This is a genomic window from Proteus alimentorum, from assembly GCF_002607735.1.
GTDB lineage: Bacteria > Pseudomonadota > Gammaproteobacteria > Enterobacterales > Enterobacteriaceae > Proteus > Proteus alimentorum.
Genome location: NZ_NBVR01000031.1, coordinates 442,537 through 468,343, shown reverse-complemented (window position 1 = coordinate 468,343; position 25,807 = coordinate 442,537). Strand labels below are relative to the sequence as shown.

The 25,807-nt window shown below is 37.1% G+C and carries 26 protein-coding genes and 1 pseudogene; 19 read left to right on the top strand and 8 right to left on the bottom strand.

Annotated features, from left to right (window positions below; genetic code table 11):
- Positions 1-36 precede the first annotated feature (36 nt).
- Positions 37-1,602: an ABC transporter substrate-binding protein gene (locus B6258_RS12700; protein WP_099075554.1), complete on the bottom strand. Its 1,566-nt coding sequence runs from the start codon at positions 1,600-1,602 to the stop codon at positions 37-39.
- Between the two features lie 975 nt (positions 1,603-2,577).
- Here B6258_RS12700 and B6258_RS12695 point away from each other — a divergent pair.
- The 6 genes from B6258_RS12695 to oppF all read left to right on the top strand — a co-directional run bounded on the left by B6258_RS12695 (position 2,578) and on the right by oppF (position 10,052).
- On the top strand, positions 2,578-4,215 hold the full coding sequence (locus B6258_RS12695) for an ABC transporter substrate-binding protein (RefSeq protein ID WP_099075553.1): 1,638 nt from the start codon (positions 2,578-2,580) through the stop codon (positions 4,213-4,215).
- A gap of 271 nt (positions 4,216-4,486) precedes the next feature.
- Positions 4,487-6,124, top strand: a complete 1,638-nt coding sequence (oppA, locus tag B6258_RS12690; protein WP_099075552.1) for an oligopeptide ABC transporter substrate-binding protein OppA — start codon at positions 4,487-4,489, stop codon at positions 6,122-6,124.
- 79 nt (positions 6,125-6,203) lie between these two features.
- On the top strand, positions 6,204-7,124 hold the full coding sequence (gene oppB / locus B6258_RS12685) for an oligopeptide ABC transporter permease OppB (RefSeq protein WP_069368989.1): 921 nt from the start codon (positions 6,204-6,206) through the stop codon (positions 7,122-7,124).
- 18 nt (positions 7,125-7,142) lie between these two features.
- Positions 7,143-8,051, top strand: coding sequence for an oligopeptide ABC transporter permease OppC (oppC, locus tag B6258_RS12680; RefSeq protein WP_023581989.1), 909 nt, complete (start codon positions 7,143-7,145; stop codon positions 8,049-8,051).
- A 10-nt stretch (positions 8,052-8,061) separates the two neighbouring features.
- Positions 8,062-9,048 carry an ABC transporter ATP-binding protein gene (gene oppD / locus B6258_RS12675; RefSeq protein ID WP_099075551.1) on the top strand — a complete coding sequence of 329 codons (987 nt, stop codon included), beginning with the start codon at positions 8,062-8,064 and terminating at the stop codon, positions 9,046-9,048.
- A complete protein-coding gene (gene oppF, locus B6258_RS12670) occupies positions 9,045-10,052 on the top strand; it encodes a murein tripeptide/oligopeptide ABC transporter ATP binding protein OppF (RefSeq protein WP_099075550.1) in 1,008 nt (335 codons plus the stop codon). Before oppD ends, oppF begins: the two co-directional genes overlap by 4 nt.
- Positions 10,053-10,145: 93 nt before the next feature.
- Here the strand turns inward: oppF and B6258_RS12665 are convergent, their stop codons facing one another.
- A complete protein-coding gene (locus tag B6258_RS12665) occupies positions 10,146-11,303 on the bottom strand; it encodes a pyridoxal phosphate-dependent aminotransferase (protein ID WP_099075549.1) in 1,158 nt (385 codons plus the stop codon).
- 154 nt (positions 11,304-11,457) lie between these two features.
- On the opposite strand from B6258_RS12665, the pseudogene B6258_RS12660 reads away from it, so the two are divergent.
- From B6258_RS12660 to B6258_RS12640, 5 genes and pseudogenes are all read left to right on the top strand, one after another.
- Positions 11,458-11,724 (top strand): annotated as a pseudogene (locus B6258_RS12660) (potassium transporter TrkG); the annotation flags it as partial.
- 309 nt (positions 11,725-12,033) lie between these two features.
- Positions 12,034-13,284, top strand: a complete 1,251-nt coding sequence (gene codB, locus B6258_RS12655; RefSeq protein ID WP_099075547.1) for a cytosine permease — start codon at positions 12,034-12,036, stop codon at positions 13,282-13,284.
- Positions 13,274-14,551, top strand: a complete 1,278-nt coding sequence (locus B6258_RS12650; RefSeq protein WP_099075546.1) for a cytosine deaminase — start codon at positions 13,274-13,276, stop codon at positions 14,549-14,551. The genes codB and B6258_RS12650 overlap by 11 nt, the downstream gene beginning before the upstream one ends.
- Positions 14,552-14,797: 246 nt before the next feature.
- Entirely contained in the window at positions 14,798-15,016 is a 219-nt protein-coding gene (locus B6258_RS12645) for a hypothetical protein (protein WP_099075545.1), read from the top strand.
- 2 nt (positions 15,017-15,018) lie between these two features.
- Positions 15,019-15,363: a low molecular weight protein tyrosine phosphatase family protein gene (locus B6258_RS12640; protein WP_099075544.1), complete on the top strand. Its 345-nt coding sequence runs from the start codon at positions 15,019-15,021 to the stop codon at positions 15,361-15,363.
- 104 nt (positions 15,364-15,467) lie between these two features.
- On the opposite strand, the gene B6258_RS12635 is transcribed toward B6258_RS12640, so the two are convergent.
- From B6258_RS12635 to B6258_RS12620, 4 genes are all read right to left on the bottom strand, one after another.
- Positions 15,468-15,932 carry an HIT family protein gene (locus tag B6258_RS12635; protein ID WP_099075543.1) on the bottom strand — a complete coding sequence of 155 codons (465 nt, stop codon included), beginning with the start codon at positions 15,930-15,932 and terminating at the stop codon, positions 15,468-15,470.
- 208 nt (positions 15,933-16,140) lie between these two features.
- Positions 16,141-17,118 carry a porphobilinogen synthase gene (hemB, locus tag B6258_RS12630; RefSeq protein ID WP_099075542.1) on the bottom strand — a complete coding sequence of 326 codons (978 nt, stop codon included), beginning with the start codon at positions 17,116-17,118 and terminating at the stop codon, positions 16,141-16,143.
- Between the two features lie 345 nt (positions 17,119-17,463).
- A complete protein-coding gene (locus B6258_RS12625; RefSeq protein ID WP_023582004.1) occupies positions 17,464-17,826 on the bottom strand; it encodes a hypothetical protein in 363 nt (120 codons plus the stop codon).
- A gap of 745 nt (positions 17,827-18,571) precedes the next feature.
- On the bottom strand, positions 18,572-18,793 hold the full coding sequence (locus tag B6258_RS12620; protein ID WP_006536484.1) for a DUF2594 family protein: 222 nt from the start codon (positions 18,791-18,793) through the stop codon (positions 18,572-18,574).
- A gap of 279 nt (positions 18,794-19,072) precedes the next feature.
- On the opposite strand from B6258_RS12620, the gene B6258_RS12615 reads away from it, so the two are divergent.
- The 7 genes from B6258_RS12615 (at position 19,073) to B6258_RS12585 (ending at position 23,685) form a co-directional block, all read left to right on the top strand.
- Positions 19,073-19,957: an NAD(P)H-hydrate dehydratase gene (locus B6258_RS12615; RefSeq protein ID WP_099075541.1), complete on the top strand. Its 885-nt coding sequence runs from the start codon at positions 19,073-19,075 to the stop codon at positions 19,955-19,957.
- 142 nt (positions 19,958-20,099) lie between these two features.
- Complete coding sequence (locus tag B6258_RS12610) at positions 20,100-20,528, top strand: universal stress protein (protein WP_036912874.1); 429 nt, start codon at positions 20,100-20,102, stop codon at positions 20,526-20,528.
- Positions 20,529-20,646: 118 nt separating this feature from the next.
- Complete coding sequence (locus B6258_RS12605) at positions 20,647-20,985, top strand: hypothetical protein (RefSeq protein ID WP_099075540.1); 339 nt, start codon at positions 20,647-20,649, stop codon at positions 20,983-20,985.
- Positions 20,986-21,051: 66 nt separating this feature from the next.
- The gene (locus B6258_RS12600) at positions 21,052-21,489 is read left to right on the top strand and encodes a universal stress protein (protein ID WP_023582008.1); all 438 of its coding nucleotides are present in this window, start codon (positions 21,052-21,054) and stop codon (positions 21,487-21,489) included.
- Positions 21,490-21,701: 212 nt separating this feature from the next.
- Positions 21,702-22,115 carry a hypothetical protein gene (locus B6258_RS12595; RefSeq protein WP_099075708.1) on the top strand — a complete coding sequence of 138 codons (414 nt, stop codon included), beginning with the start codon at positions 21,702-21,704 and terminating at the stop codon, positions 22,113-22,115.
- Between the two features lie 302 nt (positions 22,116-22,417).
- Entirely contained in the window at positions 22,418-23,221 is an 804-nt protein-coding gene (locus B6258_RS12590) for a threonine/serine exporter family protein (RefSeq protein WP_099075539.1), read from the top strand.
- Positions 23,212-23,685: a threonine/serine exporter gene (locus B6258_RS12585; RefSeq protein ID WP_206073625.1), complete on the top strand. Its 474-nt coding sequence runs from the start codon at positions 23,212-23,214 to the stop codon at positions 23,683-23,685. The genes B6258_RS12590 and B6258_RS12585 overlap by 10 nt, the downstream gene beginning before the upstream one ends.
- Before the next feature lie 4 nt (positions 23,686-23,689).
- On the opposite strand, the gene B6258_RS12580 is transcribed toward B6258_RS12585, so the two are convergent.
- A complete protein-coding gene (locus tag B6258_RS12580; RefSeq protein WP_069369016.1) occupies positions 23,690-23,872 on the bottom strand; it encodes a hypothetical protein in 183 nt (60 codons plus the stop codon).
- Positions 23,873-24,125: 253 nt separating this feature from the next.
- Here B6258_RS12580 and B6258_RS12575 point away from each other — a divergent pair, with 253 nt between their 5' ends.
- Positions 24,126-25,109, top strand: a complete 984-nt coding sequence (locus tag B6258_RS12575; protein ID WP_099075537.1) for an endonuclease — start codon at positions 24,126-24,128, stop codon at positions 25,107-25,109.
- A gap of 15 nt (positions 25,110-25,124) precedes the next feature.
- Here the strand turns inward: B6258_RS12575 and B6258_RS12570 are convergent, their stop codons facing one another.
- The gene (locus B6258_RS12570) at positions 25,125-25,568 is read right to left on the bottom strand and encodes a methyltransferase family protein (RefSeq protein WP_088495402.1); all 444 of its coding nucleotides are present in this window, start codon (positions 25,566-25,568) and stop codon (positions 25,125-25,127) included.
- Positions 25,569-25,807: the final 239 nt, after the last annotated feature.

The window sequence follows — 25,807 nt, the reverse complement described above, 5'->3', positions numbered from 1 at the left end:
CTGTGGATGGTTTCAGAAAAAATATTACTTAGTGGCTTACTTAGTCACTTTGTCATAATAGACCATATCTGCATTTAGGCCTTGTGCATAACCTTTGACGTTATCGCGCATCACGATTTGATTTTTACCTTGGTCGATAAACACATAAGGTGAGCTACGTTGTAACTCTTTTTGCATTTCAGTATAGAGTGATTGACGTTTTGCTTTATCCGCTTCATTAAGTGCAGTCAATGTTTGCTGACTTAACTCAGGAATTTTCCAACCATTTAACCAAGCAACAGTATTGGATTGTCCGTCATTATAAGCAAAGGCACTGGCATTTGAGTGAGCATCAAAATAATCAGGGATCCAAAAGCGGATCGCTGCTTGATGTTGTTTAGCGCGCACACGGCTATACACTTGGCTGCCTGCAGCAGGTAATAAATCAACTTGTACACCTGCTTGAGCAAAGCTTGCTTGAATAGATTGTGCCACAGTGATGTAAGGAACTTTGTTCTCAACATCTAATGTAAAGCGTGCATTGCTGATCCCCGCTTTGGCTAAAATTTCTTTCGCTTTTTCTGGGTTAAAAGTGAATGGATTATCTTTTAGTGCCCCCGGTAAACCCACAGGTAAAAAACTTTGGTGAATAAAATACTGACCACGCATTAAATCTTCAGTAATACCTTTGTAGTCAATTAAATAGCGTGAGGCTTCCCAAAAAGCGGGGTTACTCAGTGCCGGATTTCCACTGGCGGTATTAAACGCCATATACACTTGTTCAGCAGAAGGAATATCTAAAATTTTGATCCCCGCTTTGCCTGCTAACGCGGCTGTTTGATCAGTACCCAGTTCACGCGCAATGTCTGCATCACCTTTTTCAATCAATAAGCGACGTGATGCCGGATCGGGCACGTTTTTAATAATAATATTCGCCATTTTAGGTGCGCCAGTGGGCGAGAGAGGGTTGGCTTCTAACACGATGGCTTGACGTGGTTGATAAGCGCGCATTTTGTATGCGCCACTTCCTGCTGAATTCATTTTCAGCCAGCTATTACCAAAGTCATTATTTTTAACATGAGCAGAAACCAGCTTCTCATCAACAATAGAAGCAATTGGCGTTGAAAGGATATTTAACACAACATCAGGGCTAACATCGGCAGTCCAACGTACTTCCAATTCATTATCACTGATTTTTTTCAGTAACGAACTGATATTATCTGTTTTCCAACCCAAGACATTTAGAATAAAAGCAGGTGATTTATTCATGGTGATCGCACGCTGATAAGAGAAGATAATATCTTCAGGGCGTACAGCGTTACCTGATGCAAATTTCGCATCGGGTTTAATTTTAAATACAATTGTTTTTTGTTCAGGATTCGCTTGCCAACTGTCAACTAAAATGGGTTCATTAATTTCAGGATTATCACGATTAGGTTGAACAATACGTTGATATAAACTTGGTACAGTTTGAATACTTGATAGCTCATTACTTTCAGCGGGATCAAGGCTGACAATATCATCAAGCCCTTGTACCACAATTAATGTATTAGCAGGTGTTGCTGCAAATGCCGGTACGGAAAGGGCACCCACAACGAATAATGATAATAATTTTGCTTTCATGAGACGCTCCCTGAAACGGTGTCACTAAAATCGTCATGTCAATAATTTATTAGAGCGTGTTAGCCTTTGATGGTCAATTTTTATTCGAATTAAAATGAGTAAAACGTCTTTTAATCGAACCCATAGGGTGGCTTTTAACGCTTGTTTTTATCTTAAGTGGACATTGATAATGTCAATCAATATCCGTACTCGTTGAGTCGGTTGTTTTACATGGTTTTCTTGCTGTAAAAATAAGCAGAAAAGGTTAATACGTCTAATTATTATTACGTTGTGAAATTAACTTAGGCAAAACGTGACCAATGCGCAAAGTTTTAATTACGCTTACATATAACTCTTAGTTATAAGTAACCAAAATTAATTTTGGTAGAAGAATAGTTAATCACAAGTTGAGAATGTTTCTTATCTAACACATAGAAATACAAATGAAAAATGGTTTAATTCTATTTCAATTAAACATTTAGATTAAATATTAAAAATAAATAATAAAAATGAATATTTAATAATCTATAAAGATTTTTAGATCAGAATTGTGATTCAGCCTAAAAATGAAATTATTATTATTTTAAATTAATTTCAAAGAGAAACTCTTTACAAATAAAGCATCATAAAGTTCTGCAAGTTGGACGAAATCCATCCTAATTATATTAATTCTGTGAGCGAAGTAGGTTTTCTATCTATAAAACTTGCATGATGTTAATTTAATGTTTATTTGTTGTTTTGCTTCTCTCGATATGTGTTTTTTATTTTCTCAGGATAGAACTCTAGAGGGCTCAATAAAGTTAAGTGATAAGAATACCGCATTAATTGACAAAATTTACGATAAGTGTAAAAAAGAAGAGTATTGGTATCATTTTTATCTCATTAATATCTTTAAACGTTTGAGAGCCATAAATATTACAATCAAAATTTAACAACGATACATATCGTTAATTGAGCGACCCCGCTATAAATTATTGTTTATTAGGAGAGGTACCCATGAAAAATAAAGTTACGTTAAAAACAGTGTTTCCACTCAGTATTATGTCACTTGTATTAACCTCCTTTTTTTCTCATGCCGTCACTCTTCCTGAAGACACTATTTTGGCAAAACAACAGAATATCGTGATTAATAATGGTACTGAAGTTTCATCACTTGATCCGCACAAAGTAGAAGGCGCACCAGAAACTAATATTATTTTAAATTTATTAGAGGGACTGACCTACGTTGGACCTAATGGTGAAAGTATACCCGGCGTTGCACAACGCTGGGAAACTGATGATAACAAGGTGTGGACATTCTATTTGCGAGAAGACGCAAAGTGGAGTGATGGCACACCAGTGACTGCTGAAGACTTTGTTTATAGCTGGCGTCGAGTGGTCGATCCTAAAACAGGTTCACCTTATGCCAGTTATCTCGAATATGCTTATGTTGAAAATGTTGCAGATATTCTTAGTGGCAAAAAAGCGCCCGAAACATTAGGTGTGAAAGCGATAGATCCTCATACGTTGCAAGTCAATTTAACCAAGCCAATTCCTTATTTAGTCGATATGGTCAGCCACACTCCGTTAAAGCCAGTTAAAAAAGAGATTGTTGAAAAATATGGCGTGAATTGGACTCGGCCCGAAAATTTTGTCGGTAATGGTGCTTATGTTATTGATAATTGGGTTGTAAATGAAAAGGTGACTTTAAAACGTAATCCACTTTATTGGGATAATAAAAACACCATTATTGAGCAAGCTACATTTTTACCAATTAGCTCAGAAACCAGTGATATAAATCGCTATCGTAGTGGTGAAATAGATATCACTAATAGCGCTATTCCTCCTGTTCTTTATAGAAAAATGAAGCAAGAACAGCCAGAGAATTTACATGTCACACCGTATTTATGTACTTTCTATTATGAATTAAATAATAAAAAAGCGCCTTTTGATGATCCTCGTGTTCGAGAAGCAGTGAAACTGACTCTTGATAGAGAAGTCATTGCTGAGAAAATAATGGGGCAAGGGCAAATCCCAGCTTATTCGTTTACCCCTTCTTTTATTGGTAATGGCAATTTTAAGCCACCAAAATGGGCTTACTGGACACAACAGCAACGTAATGAAAGGGCGCGTGAGTTATTAAAAGAAGCGGGATTTGATGGTCAAAATCCACTGACTTTCACTTTGCTCTACAATACGTCAGATCAAAATAAACAACAGGCAATAGCGGCAGCATCGATGTGGAAAAAAAGTATTGGTGCCAATGTGACGTTGCAAAACCAAGAGTGGAAAACCGCATTAGAAAACCGTAACCAAGGGAATTACCAAGTCGCGAGAGCAACGTGGTGTGCAGATTATAATGAACCTACCTCGTTTTTAAATTCATTTCTTTCCACAAGTAGTCTTAATACCGTCTTTTATGTAAATAATGACTACGATGAAGCATTAAATAATGCCTCAGTTGCGGTGGATAAAGGGGCTCGTCATCAACTCTATCAGCGCGCTGAAGCCTTGCTAGACAAGGACTCGGCGATAGTGCCTGTTTATTATCGTGTCAGTGTTAGATTAGTTAATCCAAAAGTAGGCGGATTTACAGGTAAAGACCCCTTTGATTATACGGACTTAAAGCGCTATTTTATAAAGGCAGATAACTAAAACTGGTAAATTATCGATATTCTATAGTTATGTGTGATTTGAATAAGTAAAAGTGGTTTAAAAAGTAGTTAAACAATAAAAAGCCACACTAAAAAGATAGCGGCATAAAAAAATTATAATGCTATCAGGCAATTAAGCACTGATAGCAAATAAGCAAGATTGATTTATTTTTTGTAAAAACAATAAGTTGTGTAAACCGTTCTAAAACACAGCTGAACATCACAGAATGGTTGTCTAACAACCAACTCACTAACTGGGAGTATTTTATAAGATGAGTAATTTAACTAAAAAGAGTGCGTTGGCGATTGCAATAAGCGCAATCTTTGGATTGTCAGCACTAACGGCTAACGCTGCTGTTGTTCCAGATGGAGTGAAATTAGCTGAAAAACAAGTGCTTGTACGTAATAACGGCTCTGAACCACAATCACTTGATCCCCATAAAATTGAAGGTGTGCCTGAATCTGCACTAGCGCGTGATCTGTTCGAAGGCGTGACGATTGTTGGCCCAGATGGTGAAATTTTACCGGGCTCTGCAACGAGTTGGGAAAATAAAGATTTTACTGTTTGGACATTCAAAATTCGTGAAGGCGCTAAATGGTCAAATGGTGAACCTGTTACAGCACAAGATTTCGTTTATAGCTGGCAACGTTTAGCGGATCCTAATACCGCATCTCCTTATGAAAGCTATCTGCAATATGCGCATATCGTGAATATTGACGATATTATTGCAGGTAAGAAAAAAGCCACAGAATTAGGTGTTAAGGCATTAGATAACAACACATTAGAAATTACTTTATCTGAAGCAGTGCCTTATTTACCAAAACTATTAGCTCACTCTTCCATGTCGCCAGTTAACCAAAAAGTGATTGAAAAATTTGGTGAAAAATGGACACAACCTGCTAACTTCGTCGGCAACGGTGCTTATAATTTAAAAGACTGGACAGTCAACGAACGTATTGTTTTAGAGCGTAGCCCAACTTATTGGGATAACAAAAGTACTGTTATTGATAAAGTGACATTCTTACCTATCTCATCAGAAGTCACTGACGTAAACCGCTATCGTGCGGGTGAAATCGACATGACATATAGCAATTTACCGATCGAACTTTTCCAAAAACTGAAAAAAGAGATCCCAGATGAATTGCGTATAAGCCCATATTTATGTACTTATTATTATGAAATTAATAATGAGAAAGCACCGTTTAACGATCCTCGTGTTCGTGAAGCACTGAAACTGTCAATGGATAGAGATATCATCACTTATAAAGTGAAAAACCAAGGTGATATCCCAGCTTACGGCTTTACCCCTCCATTTACAGATGGAATTAAAGAGAGCAAACCAGAGTGGTTTGCGACTTGGACTCAAGAACAACGCAATGAAAAAGCACGTCAATTGTTAGAAGAGGCGGGCTATAACAAAGCAAACCCACTGAAATTTAAACTTCTGTACAACACTTCTGATCTTCACAAAAAAGTGGCAATTGCGGCTTCTTCCATTTGGAAGAAAAACTTAGGTGCAGATGTCTCTCTTGAAAACCAAGAGTGGAAAACGTTCTTAGATACACGTCACCAAGGAACTTATGATGTTGCACGCGCGGGTTGGTGTGCAGATTATAACGAACCTTCCTCATTCCTGAACATGATGCTGTCTTACAGCAGTAATAACACTGTTCACTATAAAAACACAGAATTTGACGCATTGATCAAAGAATCTTTACGTGTGAAATCTGATGACGAACGTGCCGCTATTTATCAAAAAGCCGAAGGCGTATTAGATAAAGATTCAGCGATTGTTCCACTTTACTACTATGTAAACACCCGTTTAGTTAAACCTTATGTGGGTGGTTATTCAGGTAAAGATCCATTAGATAATTTACATACTAAAGACTTGTATATTATTGCTAAGTAATCGGGCGAGACCTTGTCTTTTTTAAGGCAAGGTCTTTTTATCGTCACGCCTGAATAGGTTTGTGTTATAGGAACGGGCAATGCTCAAATTTATTTTTCGTCGCTTTTTAGAAGCGATACCGACTCTATTTATTCTAATAACGATTTCGTTTTTTATGATGCGCTTAGCACCCGGCAGCCCTTTTACAGGGGAGAGGAAACTTCCACCGGAGGTCATGGCAAATATTGAAGCGAAATATCACTTAAATGATCCTATTTATAAACAATACTTCGATTATTTAATTCAATTGTCGAAAGGGGATTTAGGGCCTTCTTTTAAATATAAAGACTACAGTGTAAACACCTTAGTCGGTAAAGCATTCCCTGTTTCAGCTAAATTAGGGCTATCAGCATTTATTTTTGCTGTCATTTTAGGTGTGGGGGCAGGCGTGATAGCCGCACTGAATCAAAACACCAAATGGGATTATACCGTCATGACTTTTGCCATGACGGGGGTTGTCATACCGAGTTTCGTTGTCGCACCACTGTTGGTTCTTATTTTTGCTATTTCGCTAAGGTGGCTGCCAGCTGGTGGCTGGAATGGCGGTGCGGTGCAATATATGTTACTACCTATGATTGCACTGTCGCTTTCTTATATTGCCAGTATCTCGCGTATTACCCGTAGTTCAATGATTGAAGTTTTACACTCAAACTTTATCAGAACGGCAAAAGCGAAAGGCTTGCCGATGAAAAGAATTGTACTGCGTCATGCTTTAAAACCTGCGTTGCTACCTGTTATCTCTTATATGGGGCCTGCATTCGTCGGTATTATTACGGGCTCAATGGTTATTGAAACCATCTTTGGATTGCCGGGTATCGGACAACTTTTCGTTAATGGTGCTTTAAACCGAGATTACTCATTGGTATTAAGCTTAACCATTATCGTCGGTGCATTAACGATTTTCTTTAATGCGATTGTCGATATTTTATATGCCGTTATTGATCCGAAAATTCGTTATTAATAGATACTGGAGCGCGTTATGTTATCACTGAAGGAAAACAGCGAAGCTCTGGGGAATTTCTCGGAGCAGCTAGATATTGAAGGTCGTAGTTTATGGCAAGACGCTCGTCGTCGTTTTATGCACAATAAAGCGGCTATCACGAGCCTTGTATTACTATTCTTTATTTTATTGTTTGTCATTTTTGCCCCAATGTTATCGCCCTTTGTTTATGACGATACCGACTGGGAAATGATGTCGATGGCACCTGATTTTGCCTCTTCTCACTATTTTGGTACAGACTCATCTGGACGTGACTTATTAGTTCGTGTTGCGATTGGCGGGCGTATTTCATTAATGGTTGGTATCGCCGCCGCCTTTGTTGCTGTTATTGTCGGTACGCTGTATGGCGCAATGGCCGGCTATATTGGTGGACGTGTTGACTCTGTGATGATGCGTTTACTCGAAATCTTAAACTCATTTCCATTTATGTTCTTTGTTATCTTATTGGTGACATTCTTTGGTCAAAATATCTTACTGATTTTCGTTGCGATCGGGATGGTATCTTGGCTCGATATGGCACGTATTGTAAGGGGACAAACCTTAAGTCTAAAACGCAAAGAGTTTATTGAAGCCGCATTAGTTTGTGGTGTGTCATCACGCAATATCGTGTTAAGGCATATCGTGCCTAACGTACTGGGTGTCGTGGTGGTGTATGCCTCTTTATTAGTACCTAGTATGATTTTATTTGAATCCTTCTTAAGCTTCTTAGGGTTAGGAACACAAGAACCATTAAGTAGTTGGGGAGCACTATTAAGTGATGGTGCAAACTCAATGGAAGTTTCTCCTTGGTTGTTACTTTTCCCGGCTTCGTTCTTAGTTGTCACACTGTTTTGCTTTAACTTTATCGGTGATGGCTTACGTGACGCATTAGACCCGAAAGATCGTTAAGGAGAACAAAATGACAAATACAACAAGCAAGCCGTTATTAAGTGTTAAAGATCTCTGTGTGACTTTTGGTACACCCGATGGTGATGTTACCGCTGTTAATAAACTCAATTTTGAGTTAGCCGCCGGTGAAACCCTAGGGATTGTGGGTGAATCAGGCTCAGGTAAATCCCAATCAGCATTCGCATTAATGGGATTATTAGCGAAAAATGGTCGCACAGCGGGCAGCGCAAACTTTAATGGTCGTGAGATCTTAAATCTTCGCCAAAGTGAATTAAATAAAATGCGTGCTGAAGAAATATCCATGATATTTCAAGATCCAATGACCTCATTAAACCCCTATATGAAAGTGGGTTCACAGCTTATTGAAGTATTAATGCTTCATAAGGGCATGAGTAAAAACGATGCTTATGCAGAATCCGTGCGTATGTTAGATGCTGTAAAAATGCCAGAAGCCCATAAACGAATGAGTATGTACCCTCATGAGTTTTCAGGCGGTATGCGTCAACGCGTAATGATTGCTATGGCATTGCTTTGTAAGCCAAAACTTTTAATTGCGGATGAACCGACAACCGCACTTGATGTGACGGTTCAAGCACAGATCATGACCTTACTCAATGAGCTTAAGAATGATTTAAACACTGCGATTATTATGATCACCCATGACTTGGGGGTCGTGGCGGGTATCTGCGATAAAGTATTGGTGATGTACGCAGGACGTACCATGGAGTACGGCAAAGCGCGTGATATCTTCTATCAACCATCACATCCATACTCTATCGGATTGTTACAGGCTGTTCCTCGCTTAGACGGTGAAGATGAACGACTATCGACCATTCCGGGAAATCCGCCTAACTTATTGCGTTTACCAAAAGGCTGCCCATTCCAACCTCGTTGCCAATATGCAACAGAGCAATGCTTAACGAGTGAACCTCAATTAGAGCAATTTGCACAAGGGCGATTACGTGCCTGTTTTAAAGCGGTGGAGGAATTGGTATGACTCAAGCCATGTTACAAGATAGAAAAGTGATTCTAGAAGTGAATGACTTAAAAGTTTATTTCGATGTTCAAGATAATAAACAGTGGTTCTGGCAACCTAAAAAAAGCCTCAAAGCCGTTGATGGTGTTACATTGCGTCTATATGAAGGTGAAACATTAGGGGTTGTTGGTGAATCTGGTTGTGGTAAATCGACATTTGCGCGCGCTATTATCGGATTAGTCAAAGCCTCTGGTGGTACAGTCACTTGGTTAGGTAATGATTTACTGGGAATGGGTAATAAGCAATGGCGCGATATTCGCCAAGATATCCAGATGATTTTCCAAGATCCACTGGCTTCCTTAAACCCAAGAATGACGATTGGCGATATTATTGCTGAACCGCTTAAAACCTATCACCCTAAAATGAAACAGGCTGAAGTTGTTGAAAGAGTCAAAGCAATGATGATGCGAGTCGGATTATTGCCAAACTTAATCAACCGCTATCCTCATGAATTCTCCGGTGGACAGTGCCAACGTATCGGTATTGCTCGCGCGTTAATTCTAGAGCCTAAATTAGTCATTTGTGATGAACCCGTTTCAGCATTAGATGTATCAATTCAGGCTCAAGTAGTTAATCTGCTGAAAGATATTCAAAAAGAGATGGGATTATCTTTAATCTTCATTGCTCACGATCTGGCGGTGGTAAAACATATTTCAGATCGTGTATTGGTCATGTATTTAGGGCATGCAGTGGAATTAGGAACCTATGATGAAGTTTATCATCATCCATTACACCCTTATACCAAAGCTTTGATGTCAGCGGTACCTATTCCTGACCCCGATAAAGAGCGTAATAAGCACATTGATTTATTAGAGGGGGAATTACCTTCTCCGATTAATCCACCATCAGGTTGTATTTTCCGTACACGTTGTCCAATGGCGGATGAAGAATGTGCTAAAACGCGTCCTTTATTAGAAGGAAGCTTCCGCCATGCTGTCTCTTGCCTAAAAGTGGATCCGCTTTAATGCGATTGAATGATTAAGTAACAAAGAAAATGCCCTTGATATTATTTTCAAGGGCATTGTTTCATTAATCAATAAGATAGATGTTGAATCAGATTAAATCCAACCTTTAGCTCTAAAAGCTTTTAATGTAGAAACAAAATAGCGCATCTCTTCGGGTGTGCCTAACGTTAAGCGGCTCCAACCAAAAGCAGGAGGAAATTCGCGGCCTACCATAATATTCGCGTCTTTCATTCTATTTTGATAGGTTTTTACATCACCTTTAACTTTATGAAAAATAAAGTTTGCATGAGAAGGGGCATATTCAATATTCAGCTCTTTTAATACATCAACCACCATTTGACGTGAAACATCGATTGATTTACGACTATATTCCACAAATGCGAGGTCTTTTAAAGAAGCCAAAGCAGCAACAGCACCGGCGGTGTTGGTGTTATCAATAGAAACAAATATATCAACATCTGAAATGACTTCAGGTACTGCAACGCCATAACCTACACGAAGTCCTGCTAATGCATAAATCTTTGAGAAGGTACGTGCAACAATTAGGTTTTTATAGCCGGCTTCAACTAATGCAATCGCACTGATAAATTCAGGGGTTGAAACAAACTCAGCGTAAGCTTCATCAATAATAAAAAAGACATTTTCTTTGGCTGATTTTATCCAATTCGTCAATGCACCTGTCGGCGTTAACATCGCAGTTGGATTGTTGGGATTGCATAGATATACCATGCTAATACCCTCAAATTCTTGAGCCTTTTTCTGCATGGTTGCCAAATCAAACGCCAATGTTTGATCAACGGGCACTTTAACGATTTTTACACCTAAAGGCTCTGCATAAAGCTCAGCATAGTTAAATGTCGGATCAGGTACGATAAGTTGAACCGCTTTACCTTCTTTTTGACCTTTATTGGCGACATATTGAACTGCGGCTTGAATTGTCTCAGATGAGCCATTTCCCAAGGTGATGTGCTTGTCAGACAGTTTAAATTCGTTACCCAGCTCATTAATTAATGCGCTACGCGCATCGTCGGGATATCTAAAGGCATTAGGTAATGCATCAATAATAGCCTGTTTCGCTTTTTGTGACATACCTAATGAGTTTTCATTGAAATTAAGCAGTAACGGATTTTCTGCATTAAATACCAATTTATTTTTTAGTGTTTCATTGGCATAAGCAGAGCTAACAAATGAACTTAATGATAATCCGCCAATAACAAGGCTTGATGATGTTAAAAATGACCGACGATTCATGTTATGTTTCCCAAGTAAATTATTCTATGTTTTATTAGTTCTCATAGATTACTAAAAAAAAGATAGAAGTAAATAATTATGTTATATTTGTGATTATAAATTCACTTTGAGGGATTAAGGGAAAGCACTGTCATTGAAAAAAGAATGAGTAGGGAGAGATGATGCTCAATGGCCACAACATATTATTGTTCTCTTACTATTTTCTAGTTTTTTTGGTGGTTGTGTTGGTTCGACGTGTGGTGGAATTAAAGCTATTCGGTTTTTAATTCTCTATAAACAAAGTCGCCAAGAAATTCATCAACTAATTCATCCAAAATCAGTGAGTTCCGTTCGTGTCGGCGACAGTATTATAACTTTTCGACTCCTTAATTCCGTTTGGAGTTTCTTTGTTCTTTATACGCTACTTGTTTTATTATCTGTTTCCTTTGGGCGTAATTAAGATATGACTGAAATAAACGTTATGATTTAAAAATGAACATACTTTAAAAGATGAAGAATATTATCATTAATTTCTCTAAAGAAATTTTTTCTTAAAAATTCATTCGATAAAATCAGATAACTTCAACGACAATAACGATTTTTATCCTATTTATGTGATGAATATCAACTCGCCTTAAATAAAGCATTCCATTAATTATCGTAAACAGACAACGAAAACGTTTGCATAATATTTTTATGTCGATAGAATGCGTCAGATTTTTTGGCCTGGTGAAATTAATAGGGGGTTAAAGTGTCTCAGGACAACAATTATAGTCAGGGCCCAGTGCCCATATCCGCAAGAAAGGGTGGATTGGCGTTAACCTTTGTGATGTTGGGATTAACGTTTTTTTCAGCCAGTATGTGGACTGGCGGCGCTCTCGGTACTGGTCTTTCCTTTAATGATTTCTTCCTCGCAGTTCTAATTGGTAATCTTCTTCTTGGTATCTACACCGCATTTCTTGGTTTTATTGGTTCAAAAACAGGTCTTACTACTCATCTTCTTGCGCGTTACTCTTTCGGTATTAAAGGTTCTTGGCTTCCCTCATTTTTACTCGGTGGTACTCAGGTTGGTTGGTTTGGTGTGGGTGTGGCAATGTTTGCCATTCCAGTAGGAAAAGCAACAGGTATTGATATTAATCTCCTCATCGCCGTTTCCGGCATTTTAATGACCATCACTGTATTCTTTGGCATTTCCGCTCTCACCGTTCTCTCTATCATTGCTGTTCCAGCTATTGCTATCCTTGGAAGTTACTCTGTTTATCTTGCCATACATGATATGGGCGGACTTTCAACATTAATGGCCGTTAAACCTGCTCAACCATTAGATTTTAATTTAGCACTGGCGATGGTTGTCGGATCATTTATTAGTGCGGGAACACTTACGGCTGACTTTGTCCGTTTTGGACGGGATCCTAAAGTTGCAGTAGTTGTCGCCATTATTGCCTTCTTCTTAGGCAATACATTGATGTTTGTTTTTGGGGCAGCGGGTGCCGCTTCACTGGGAATGGCAGATATTTCGGATGTGATGATTGCGCAAGGATTATTACTTCCAGCGATTGTTGTATTAGGTTTAAATATTTGGACAACTAATGACAATGCGTTATATGCCTCTGGATTAGGTTTTGCCAATATTACGGGCTTATCAAGTAAAAAGCTTTCAGTGATAAATGGTATTGTCGGTACTCTGTGTGCATTATGGCTCTATAATAATTTTGTAGGTTGGTTAACTTTTTTATCTGCTGCAATTCCACCTGTTGGAGGCGTTATTATTGCAGATTATCTGATGAATAAAGCGCGTTATAACACTTTTAATGTTGATAAAATGCAATCAGTTAACTGGGTTGCGTTACTGGCCGTTGCAATTGGTATTATGGCTGGGCACTGGTTACCGGGTATCGTACCTGTTAATGCAGTATTAGGTGGTGCAATTAGCTACGCTGTGTTAAATCCAATATTAAATCGTCGTACAGCTCGACAAGCGGAGATAAGTCATGCTGGGTAAGAATATCGAACAAATTAATCATGCTCGTCTCGTTGGAAAAGAAGGCTTGTGGCGTATTACGCTTAAAAACAACAAAATTGAAGCGATCGAGCCACAACCTGAGAATAATTTTCATCCTGAGGCTTTAGATGCGCAAGGTGGTTTAGTTCATGCTCCTTTTGTTGAACCTCATATTCATTTAGATACAACACAAACAGCAGGGCAACCGAATTGGAATCAATCGGGAACACTATTTGAAGGTATTGAGCGTTGGGCTGAAAGAAAAGCGCTATTAACGCATGATGATGTTAAACAACGCGCATGGCAAACGCTTCAATGGCAAATTGCTAATGGTATTCAACATGTTAGAACTCATGTGGATGTTTCAGATGCATCGCTCACAGCATTAAAAGCCATGCTGGAAGTGAAAGAAGAAATTAAACCTTGGATTGATTTACAAATCGTTGCTTTTCCACAAGAAGGCATTTTATCTTATCCTAATGGTGAAACTTTATTAGAAGAAGCATTAAAATTAGGTGCTGATGTTGTAGGCGCTATACCTCACTTTGAATTTACGCGTGAATATGGTGTTGAATCACTACATAAAACCTTTGCATTAGCACAAAAATATGATCGTTTAATCGATGTTCATTGTGATGAAATTGATGATGAACAATCTCGTTTTGTTGAAACTGTTGCTGCTTTAGCACATAAAGAAAATATGGGCTCAAGAGTAACCGCAAGTCATACAACCGCAATGCATTCTTATAATGGCGCTTATACTTCGCGTTTATTCCGTTTATTAAAAATGTCGGGTATTAACTTTGTGGCGAATCCTTTAGTTAATATTCATTTGCAAGGTCGTTTTGATACTTATCCTAAGCGTCGTGGTATTACTCGCGTAAAAGAGATGCTAGAAAGTAATATCAACGTCTGCTTTGGTCATGATGATGTTTTTGATCCTTGGTATCCATTAGGCACAGCAAATATGCTCCAAGTTTTACATATGGGACTGCATGTTTGCCAACTAATGGGTTATGGTCAAATTGATAACGGATTACAGTTAATTAGCCACAACAGTGCAAAAACACTCGCTTTAACGGATTATGGTGTTGAGGTAGGAAACAGTGCAAACTTTATTATTCTGCCAGCAGATAATGGATTTGATGCCCTACGTCGCCAAGTACCCGTGCGTTATTCTGTGCGCCAAGGTAAAGTTATCGCACAAACAGAACCAGCAAAAACAGAAATTATGTTAGATAAGCCGACAATGGTTAATTATAAATAATCTGATCGCTTTTATTTTTAAATAACGAATAGGTCTAACAATGGCTTATTCGTTATTTTTTATAAACATTTAACCTCTATTTTTGTCTATTTTCCCTGCATGTTTGCACGATAAATATATATTCACTGATTTCTCTTTGTGTAAAAATAAACCATTGCAGATTTACCTGATTCAATTAAGATAAAGCACGGTTAGACCCTCTCCGTATTACTGCGGCTGCTATCCCTTTAATCTGAGAGGTTTTTTATGTCTATACAAAGAGATCGTGGTTGGCGCCAATGTGTTAACCGCAAAAATAAACATCAAGAAATGGGTTGTTCACGAGAGATGTTTAAACCAGAAAAAAAATGGTCTAATTTATATACTCGATCACTTAAAATGACCCGAGCTGCACAACTAGGAATTGAATATCCAAGAATTTCTCGTAGTCAGCGTCGATTAAATGCGTTATCTGATAGTGAGTAATAATGAATATCTTATTTATTTGCAGTAAAAATCAATGGCGAAGCCCAACCGCAGAACTGTTGTTTGCAAATAGAAAAGGCATTAATACGCTTTCAGCGGGTACGCGCAAAGATGCACAATGTGTTATTGATAACGAATTACTAAAATGGGCTGATTTAGTGCTCGTCATGGAATCTAAACATTTAAATCGATTATCTGCATATTTTCCGGCAACTATGCGCTATAAAAAAGCCTATGTATTGGGAATACCTGATAATTATCGCTTTAACGATCCGGTATTAATTGAACTCCTCGAACAGAAAGTTCAGCCTTATTTACCAATGGAAGCAAAACTTCCAACTAAGTAATATTTTAATCTTGATAAAAAAACGCCCAGCTTAAAAAAATAAACTGGGCGTTTTTTATATCTGAAAATTTCATATATGTATATGAAGAGCCGATGAGATTTTTACTATTGGCTATTTTTTCTGATCAGTGCTGCTAATTGTGCAAGCTCTTCATCATTCGCTCGTTCAAAATCGTGAGATGAAAGATAACCTGGATATTTATCAAAGAAAATTTTCTGCTTATTTTCAATGGGAGCCCATTTTGTCATATCACCTGTGCCATGCATCGGGCTCAGTTTACTATGAACATGATCAACGCCAAATCCTTCAAAAAACATGCCTGAACGCGAAACATCAGGGAATGTTTTATCTAAGATTTTTGCTACTCTTTTTGTAGCAATCACTAATAAAGCTAAGGCTTCATCACTGAGATCGAAGGCGTAACTTGGATAGTGTTTTTTAGGAATAACAACAGTAAAGCCTTTGGTGTTCGGAAATATAGACAAAAATGCAAGGTGGTGTTCGTCTTCCCAAATTTTATGGCAAGGCGCTTTTCCAGCAACAATTTGACAGAAAATACAGTTATCCATAGTAACCTCATAGCCAAAAATGAGCTGATATCTCAGCAAAATTAATGCTGAAAAGATAGCCTTATGTGTAATTTATTTCAAACTGAACTAAGTAATGACAAGAAAAATCAAAATGATAAGAATAAAAGAGATAGGCGAAAGAAAGAGGATCTTGCAAAAAACCCTTAGAGAGTTGCTGAACTTACTAAGGGTTCTGAATAGTTGTAAATTACAGTAGGTTTCTTTCCGCTAAATCAAGCGCAAAATAAGATAGAATTAAATCTGCCCCTGCGCGTTTAATTGAACCTAAAGTCTCCATTACCACACGATCTTCATCAATTGCACCCGCTAATGCCGCAAATTTAATTTGAGCATACTCACCACTGATTTGATAAGCCGCTAAAGGTAATAAAGTACGTTCACGCACATCGCGAATAATATCTAAATAAGCACCCGCTGGTTTTACCATCAGCATATCAGCACCTTCTTGCTCATCAATTAATGATTCACGGATAGCTTCACGGCGGTTCATTGGATTCATTTGATAAGTTTTACGATCACCAATTAGGCGAGAGCCTGCTGCATCACGGAAAGGACCATATAAGGCAGAAGCAAATTTAGTCGAGTAAGAAACAATACCGGTGTCGCTAAACCCTGCGTTATCAAGTGCGGCACGAATCGCGGCGACTTGACCGTCCATTGCCGCTGATGGCGCGATAAAATCAGCACCTGCTTGTGCTGCAGCAACAGCTTGAAGACCTAAATTATAGATAGTTTCGTCATTATCAACGTGTTCACCATGTAAAACACCACAGTGACCATGTGATGTGTATTCACAAAAACAGGTATCAGACATGACAATCATTTCTGGTACTGCATCTTTACAAATACGAGATATGCGAGAAACTAAGCCATCATTTTTCCAAGCATCACTTCCTGTTTCATCAAGGTGATGCGATACCCCAAAAGTCATGACCGTTTTAATGCCTGCTTTTGCAATGCGTTCAATTTCATAAGCAAGACGTTTTTCAGGAATACGAACGACACCTGGCATGCTTTTAATGGGTTGGTAATCATCAAGCCCTTCTTCTACAAATATAGGCAGTGCCAGATCATTTTTAGTTAACGTTGTTTCTTGAAAGAGCGCGCGCAGGTTTTCGGACTGGCGTAGTCTTCTTAAACGCTGGATGGATTGTTCGTTGCTCACAATATCTCCTTTTTATGGCCAGTACTAACAAGTATTTACCGAGGTATTATAAACCTTAATATCAATAGATAGAATACTCGTCATACTTCAAACTGTAGCGTTGTTTGGCCGCGTTCATTCGCACTAGTCACATACTTATGTATGCTCCTAGCGACTCATTCACTTGTCGCCTAGCTACATCTTGAATTATTTAGAGTATATAACGTTAATTAAAGAGAAAAGAGAAAAGAGAAAAGAGAAAAGAGAAAAGAGAAAAGAGGAGAGGAATAGGTGAGGGGAAAATAAAAAAGAGCAGGATAATTTCTACTCTTTATATTGATTTTTACCCATTCTTTAATGAGAAGATTATTTTTTGGGCTCTTCTAATGCTGCAACCATTTGAATTTTACAAGCCGCAACAATTTGAGTTAAACCATCTTGGAACTCTGCGCGAGAACCAATTTCAGATTTGGCTTCACGTAAAGAATTAACAACCTCAATAGCACCTTCAGTGAATTGTGCTTCAGTTGCTTCCAGTTTTGCAAAATCAAATTTCTTTGCACTCAGAGAGGCCATTGCATCTTTAGCAATTTTCTCTGCTGGCTCTTTTGTATCATAAGCTTTAATTGAGATATCTTTAAAGGTATCGCAGTAATCATCAGCCATTTTTGTTGGGTTTGCAAAAGCAACAGCTGGTAATAATAGCAGAGATAAGAGAAGTGGTTTCATTTTAGCCTCATGTTTATTTTTTAGTACATACATATTGAGTGTAACATATAAACACGAGTGACGATAAATCAGAATAAGTGTAAAAATATAAATGGTTAATATTTTTAATCCTATTGGTTTTAGCTACTTTCGTTATAATTGTGTTTAGGGACAATAAGCTAGCAATTTTTCACTTAATAAAATTTTACAATTAACAATAAATAAAATAATTTAAAATATAATAATATTAGGATTTATCTTTATTTACATTTCATTCGGTTAATTTTTATTTGCGTTAAAAATAACTAAATGTGCATTTTAAATATGAAAAAAAGAATAAAAAAGAGTGAAGTGACCATCAGTTAACATTAAGATAATTTTAATGCATTGTATTTAATAGGTTAATTTATGTTCTTGCTGGCAATGATGGCCAGATTTCTCATTCTACTATTTAATCTAAATAACATTAAAAACATTAAACAAAAAGAAGTTTTGATAGTGATTATTAGATAAAAATATCGAAGAGAAAACAAACCCATTATCATTTGGATGATGTGAAAATAATTTGAATAGAAAAATGGATGGGGAAAAGAGAAAAAAATCCCCTCTATAAGGATAGAGGGGTAGCTAAATGAATAAAGAATGGTTTATTTCGAGATTGAGTATATAGGAAAGTTGAAATAAAATTTTGTTTATTTGTGCAGCACAAAAAGTTTAGAAAATAGAATGAAAATATGTGCAGGTACTCAATTCGAAAATAAACGTATTATTGACGGTAGGCTGTCTTAATTTGGCTAATGGTATTACGAAATGTCTCTGCTTGTTTTTCATCATCAACTTCGGCAATAGCACGTTCAATATTTAAAATAACACGCCCAGCATCTGCTTGACCTAATGCTTTTAACATATAGGTGACTAGTGTTTTTAAACAAGCGACTTCTTCTGCCAATGTTTCCACATCTGCTTGTGTTTTAAACTTCTCGTTCATTATCTACGTTCCTTTGTCTTTAATTTATAAATCATATCAAGCCAGTCATTAGAATAGCAAAGTCTCAGCGAGGTATGAATAGTGATAATCAAAGCATTTTATCATATTGAAATGGTTAGCATGATAAAGAGACAGAATAGCCAGTGATCCCTTTTATTTGTTGAAATCACGCTATACTTTAAACGTCATATTTTGAACATTAATACAAACAGAATGCACTAAAGCAATCATAGCGAACAAAACAATAAGAAAAAATGCAGAAAAAGAAGGGTGAATAATATGAATGAAGAACAACTACTGCATGTCATAACACATTATCCTGCACTTTATCAGCGCAAATCAGGAAATACACATAAAGGAACATTCGGCACATTAGGCATTATAGGCAGCGCAGAAGGAATGAGCGGTGCTATTGTGTTAGCAGGTAAAAGTGCATTGAAAGCAGGATGTGGAAAGGTATTTCTTGGTTTTGCTCAGCAACAACTTCCTATCCCTTTTATTGATAGTGCACCAGAACTGATGCTTAAAACAGCACAAGTATTGATAAATCAGCAAGATATTTCTGCTTGGGCGGTTGGATGTGGATTAGGATTATCTGCAAGTTCTGAAGAGATCTTATCAATAGTTTTAGCGCAGCGTAATAACAATAGATCTTATGTTTTTGATGCGGATGCATTAGTGTTAATGGCTAAATTTAAATCAGAACTCTCACTTAATCAGCACTGTGTATTAACACCACATCCTAAAGAAGCGTCTATTTTGCTTAATTGTACGCTAAATGATATTCAAAATAATAGGGAAGAAGCGGCGAAAGAAATTGCGAAGCTTTATCATTGTTGGGCAATTATCAAAGGTCAAAATACCGTAATTACTTCTCCGAAAGGAGAAATCACAATTAATACGACTGGTAATAGTGGATTATCAACAGCAGGGAGTGGTGATGTGTTAACCGGCGTTATGGGAAGTTTTTTAGCACAAGGAATGACGATGTCTGATGCGGTAAAAAGTGCTGTTTGGATACATGGAATGTCAGCGGATATCTTAGTTAAAAAAGGCATTGGGCCAATAGGATTAACTGCATCAGAATTGATTGATACTATCCGAAATATTCGCAATCAAATATGGACGTTAACACAGCAACATAATGCAAACTGTTTTGAATAATCTCTTTTATTTTTTAGCTTAACGTATTAATAATTAAAGTAGGTTTATATTAAGATTAGGTTGTTTTTAGTTAATTCACTCACAGTAATCTTTGGGTTATTGCGGTAGGATTAAGGCAAATGGAGAGTTGAGAGGAGTTATTATGTATAAAACGATTTTAGTGCCTATTGATATTGTGGAAGAAGAGTTAACCAGTAAAGCGGTACGACATGCTGTGTATTTAGCAAAAGAAACAGGAGCTAATTTACATTTAATTCATGTTCTTCCTATCTCTTCAGCAATCATTAATGCTTATTCATTGGGTTATCCAGAAATTAAAGATAAAGCGACAGTGAAGGCAGAGAATGATATGCAGATGTTGGTAGATTCGGTAGATTTGCCTGCTGAAAAGGTCGCTTATACGGTTACTTTTGGCTCACCTCGTGATGAAATTTTAGTCACGGCAAAAGATATTCAAGCAGACTTAATTGTGATTGGCTCACGTAGACCTAATATTAGTACTCATTTATTAGGCTCAACGGCTGCGGGTGTTGTTCGCTATGCTGAAATCTCAGTGTTAGTTGTTCGTTAATATATGACTAATATGCTATGAGTATCCCTCATAGCATATTTTTTAGTTTTTTTGCGTAGCTTATCTTATTTATTCAATAAGTAGTTTATTGAATAAACAGTCTAGAAAGTGGATAAGAATGGAAAAATTTACCCAAGAACTTTTAAGGCTCGACCATTTTATTCTACGCATCTTACGCTATTATGTAATAGGCTCTATTTTCTTTTTTTTAGGATTATTACCGGGCGTATTAGGGTTTTATTTAATTGAAGGACATACCTTTATTGAATCTTCATTAAATGCAATCTCTATGCTAAGTGGTCAACCAGTGGAGCCAGCACCTGCAACCCCAACAGGGCGCTTTTTTATTGCAATCTATGGTTTATTTCTTCAGTGTGTTTTTATTTTATCAATTGGGCTTGTAGTGACACCTTTTATTCATCGACAATTGCATAAATGGCATCTTGAGGAAGATTAAATAAGCAAGCTGTGGGTTTAACGCTAAAATAATAAACAGACAATAATCTGATAATGAGGAGTTGCTATGTACAAGACAATTCTAGTACCTGTTGATATTTCAGAAGATGAGTTAACGACTAAAGCCTTACAACACGCTGTTTATATTGCCAAACTAGAAGGTGCAAAACTGCATCTTTTCCATGCTATTCCTGATATTTCACGTTTCTCTATTAGTTATAGCTACCATTATGACATGCTCAGTTCTTTTGCAAATAAAGCACTAGAACGTGTACAAGAACAACTGCAAGAATTAGCTAATGGCATTGATTTGCCAAATGAGCAAGTTGAATTTTCAGCCGTATTTGGTTCTGCAAGAGATAAAGTTTTAGAACTCGCTGAAAAAATTCATGCTGATTTGATTGTAATAGGTTCTCGTCGTCCAAGTATTTCAACACACCTATTAGGTTCAAATGCGTCAGGTATTGTCGCTTATGCCAAACAATCTGTATTAGTTGTTCGCTAAAATTTTTATAAAAATTAGAAAAAGTATGTAACCCCCTAAAATCTCTATTTAGGGGGTTTTTATTTTTTGCATTTAAGCATTGTTATTTTAAATTGATTTGTGAGTGTGATTGCTTATTAATGCGATTTTATTTTAAATACTCGGATCTTTATTGATTGAGAATGATAGTCATTCTAAAGTGGAGCGATTGTTATTAATTTGAGATGAGTATTATGTTGAATAATAAAAAATTTGTGGTTATGGATATTGAACAGTTTCCTGTTATTACAATGAAAATTTTTCCAGAAACCTTGGAAGATGCCAATAACTGGACTGCTGAAATGGATGTTGTATTAAGCGAAAAAAGAAAATTTGTTTTGATTTACCCTTCTATTAATAAAAAGGATAAAGCGCATAAAAAGGAAGATATGGAGGGGATGAAAGCGGTTAGACGTTGGCTCAAAGAGGGGAAAGCGCTTCTTAGTGAATATTGTGCTGGTATGATAATGACCGCTGATCCACAAAAAAATGACAAAGAGCAACTAGTACAACTCTCTTCTGTTATTTCTGCTGTTTATGGTGTTTCTGTATTTGTTGCAGAAACTCTGGATAAATCGTATATCCAAGCTAATGAATTGGTGAAGTAATTAAACCTGATTAATTTCCTTAATTAAATGAGTTTATAGAGCACTTGCATGAGTGCTTTTTTATTAAAACAATGATAGTTATTTGATTATGAGAGTTAAAAATAATAAAGAATAATTTATCATTGTATTGTACTTTCTTATGACAATATTTATGACCATCCATCTATAAAATTGATCTATCTACTGCCTAAAATATTTTATTTGTTCATAATAGTATTGAAAGATAATAGAGCGAGAAATGAGCTATGCTGATAAACTTTATATTAGCAATGGCTCGTTTTTGATCAAAACTAAGGCATGGTATGGATAATGAGATAATGGCAGAGTGCACTGCCATTTCACAAGATAAACAGCGTGAAATTACCAAGTTATGTATTCAAACTGCGTTGTTGCTATTGCAACATGGCGCAGAAAGTATGCTGGTTGAACAACTTTCAACCCGCCTAGGTTTAGCTTTAGGTGTACATCAAGTCGAAAGTGCAATTTCTGCTAATGCGGTTGTATTAACCACTATTGTTAATGGGCATTGCCAAACTTCAACACGAAAGATAGTCGACCGTGGCATTAATATGCATGTTGTGACGGAAGTTCAGCATATTGTTATTTTGGTTGAACATCACCTTGCCGATATTCATGAAGCAAGAAAACGCTTTGAGCACATAAAACCATTACGTTATCCACGTTGGGCGATTATTTTTATGGTTGCTTTATCTTGTGGTTGTTTCTCTAAATTAAATGGTGGTAATTGGGATGGCTTTTTAGTTTCTGCCATTGGTGGTGGCCTTGGTATGTTTGTACGCCAAGCATTAACACATCGCCAAATGAATCCATTAATTAATTTCTGTATTACGGCATTTGTGGCGACTTCAGTCTCAGGTCTATTATTAAAGCTCTCTTATTTTCAGACTACGGCGACTATTTCCATGGCTGCCAGCGTCTTATTGTTGGTTCCCGGATTTCCTTTAATTAATGCTGTTGCTGATATGTTTAAAGGGCACGTTAATACTGGCTTAGCGCGTTGGGCAATGGCAACAATGTTAACATTGGCAACCTGTTTAGGCGTTATTTTAGCCATGGCGGTATGGGGGTTAAGAGATTGGGCATAATAACGATAGTGCTTACCCTGATTGAAGATATGATTTTAGCCGCTATTCCTGCAGTGGGTTTTGCGATGGTATTTAATGTACCTTCAAGGGCACTAAAATATTGCGCACTATTAGGAGCAATAGGTCACGGCTCTCGTACTGTTTTAGTGATGAGTGGTATGAACATTGAATGGGCAAGTTTTTGTGCCGCTATTTTAGTGGGATGCATTGGTATTCAATGGTCACGCTGGTGGCTTGCTCATCCTAAAGTCTTTACTGTTGCAGCGGTTATTCCGATGTTCCCCGGAATAAATGCATATATAGCGATGATCTCAGTGGTGAAGTTAACGCAAATTGGTTATAGCGCGGAAATTTTTGAAGCTTTAGTTACTAATTTCCTTAAAGCTTCATTTATTGTCGGTGCGCTCTCTATCGGGCTATCCTTGCCGGGATTATGGTTATATCGCAAGCGTCCGAGTGTATAATGATTTATATCGCGTGTTGTAATGAGTTTAATGTAATATCCAGTTCATTTTTATCGGAAATGATAATTTGAATTCGTAATTTATTCTCAGATTCTAAACTGGCATGCGCTTTAACATCTTCGTTATTCGCATGCTTTTTTGTTATCTCGACTAATTCATCCATCAAATTCAGCATATTCTCATTCATTTTTAAATTTCTCCAAATCATTGATGGACTAAACCATAGCAAATCCCTTTTGCGTTAATGTCGAGAATAACGGCTTTTTCTATCACCATTCACGCTTATTGTTTTATTTTTCATACAAAAAATAGTGAGAAAGATTGCCCAAAATAAATAAAAAAAAGGTAAGATTAGGCTAAATAAAAATAAGATTATCAGTTGGTTATTAAAGATAATTCTTATTGGGTTTAATAAAATAAAGAGTAAGGCAGATACCACTTTGAGAAAAATATTACACTATACCGCGGTTGTGTTGGGTTTGTTTTTTATTACGCTAAATATTCAAGCACAGGCCCCTGAAAATTTTACAAAAGCGAAAGAGATAGCAAAAGAACGTATTTATTATGATCAAAATCAAAAGTCACAAGGTACTATTTATTGTGGTTGTGATTGGGAATGGGTAGGTAAATCGGGAGGACGGGTTGATTTAGCCAGTTGTGGTTATAAAGTCAGAACCCAGCAAACAAGAGCGGAACGTATTGAGTGGGAGCATATTGTTCCTGCGTGGGTTTTTGGTCATCAACGTCAATGTTGGCAAAATGGGGGCCGAACTAATTGTGTAAAAAACGACCCTGTATTTGGCAGAATTGAAGCAGATTTACACAATTTAGCGCCCTCTATTGGTGAAGTTAACGGTGATCGTAGCAACTTTAGTTTTGGGCAATTAGCGGCACAAGCGCCTTATCAATACGGTCAATGCCGTAGCCGTGTTGATTTTGCTTCACGTACTTTTGAACCTCGTAATGAAGTTAAAGGACAAGTAGCAAGGGTTTATTTCTACTTACATGATCGCTATAACCTCTCTATGTCACGTCAGCAACAACAGTTATTAATGGCTTGGGATAATGCTTATCCACCAACAGCATGGGAAAAAGAGCGTGATAATCGTATTGCTCGTATTGTTGGATATCACAATCCCTTTGTGACCGGTGAAATGAAATGGCAATTAGGGCATAAAAATGGGGGGGCTGGATTATCTGCAACAAATAGTACTCTAGTCACTAAAGCTAAAACTGAAACACCTAAACAAGTAAATGCATCACAATCTGAAGATATTAAAGGTAATGTAAATAGCAAGATCTACCATTTTGCACATTGCTCGGGTTATAAAACAATGTCAGATAAAAATGCGGTTTTGTTTAAAACAGAGAGTGAGGCTATTAAGGCAGGTTACCGTTTAGCTAATAACTGTAAACAGCCTTAATCGTAATTATTTAAATTACATCCAACGACGAACGTGGCGACAATATTGTTGCCACGCTTGAGGAAATAATTCACTTAAGATTTTCTCTTCACGTACTATCGTATAACGATCCGTAATAAAGTAAAAAGCAATTGCCGCACCCAAAAATCCCCAATTACCAAAAATAAAAAACAGCCCAATACTAATATCTAAAAAACCGAGATACATAGGATTGCGACTTATTTTATAAGGGCCACTAGTCACTAATTGCCGAGGTGTGTGATTGGGATTAGGAGACGTTTTTTGTTTAATAAAAAATGAGAGGCAATAAAAGAGCCAGATCCCAGAAGTCGTAATAGTGAGCAAACCGAGGTAAAAAAAGAAACCCATTTTGAGAGAGCCAGAGTGAAGTTCAAAACCAATAAATGGAATTAGGTTAAGTAGCAACCAATAAATAAAAGGTAATCGCAAGAAATTCATTTATTTTCCCCCAAAATAACATTTATTGTTATTTTTATGTTAAGTCTATCTCGTTATAAATCATCTCAGTATTGAAAATATTTTTCTTTTGTCATTATACTGTCATAAAGCTTCGTTAATTTTCACTTTAACTCCATGATGGGGAATATGAATGACAGAAGCAATGGAAATATCTCGTTACTTACAGAAAACCGGCAACAACCGTTCATTGATGTTTAATGTTCAGGATTGTGACCGGT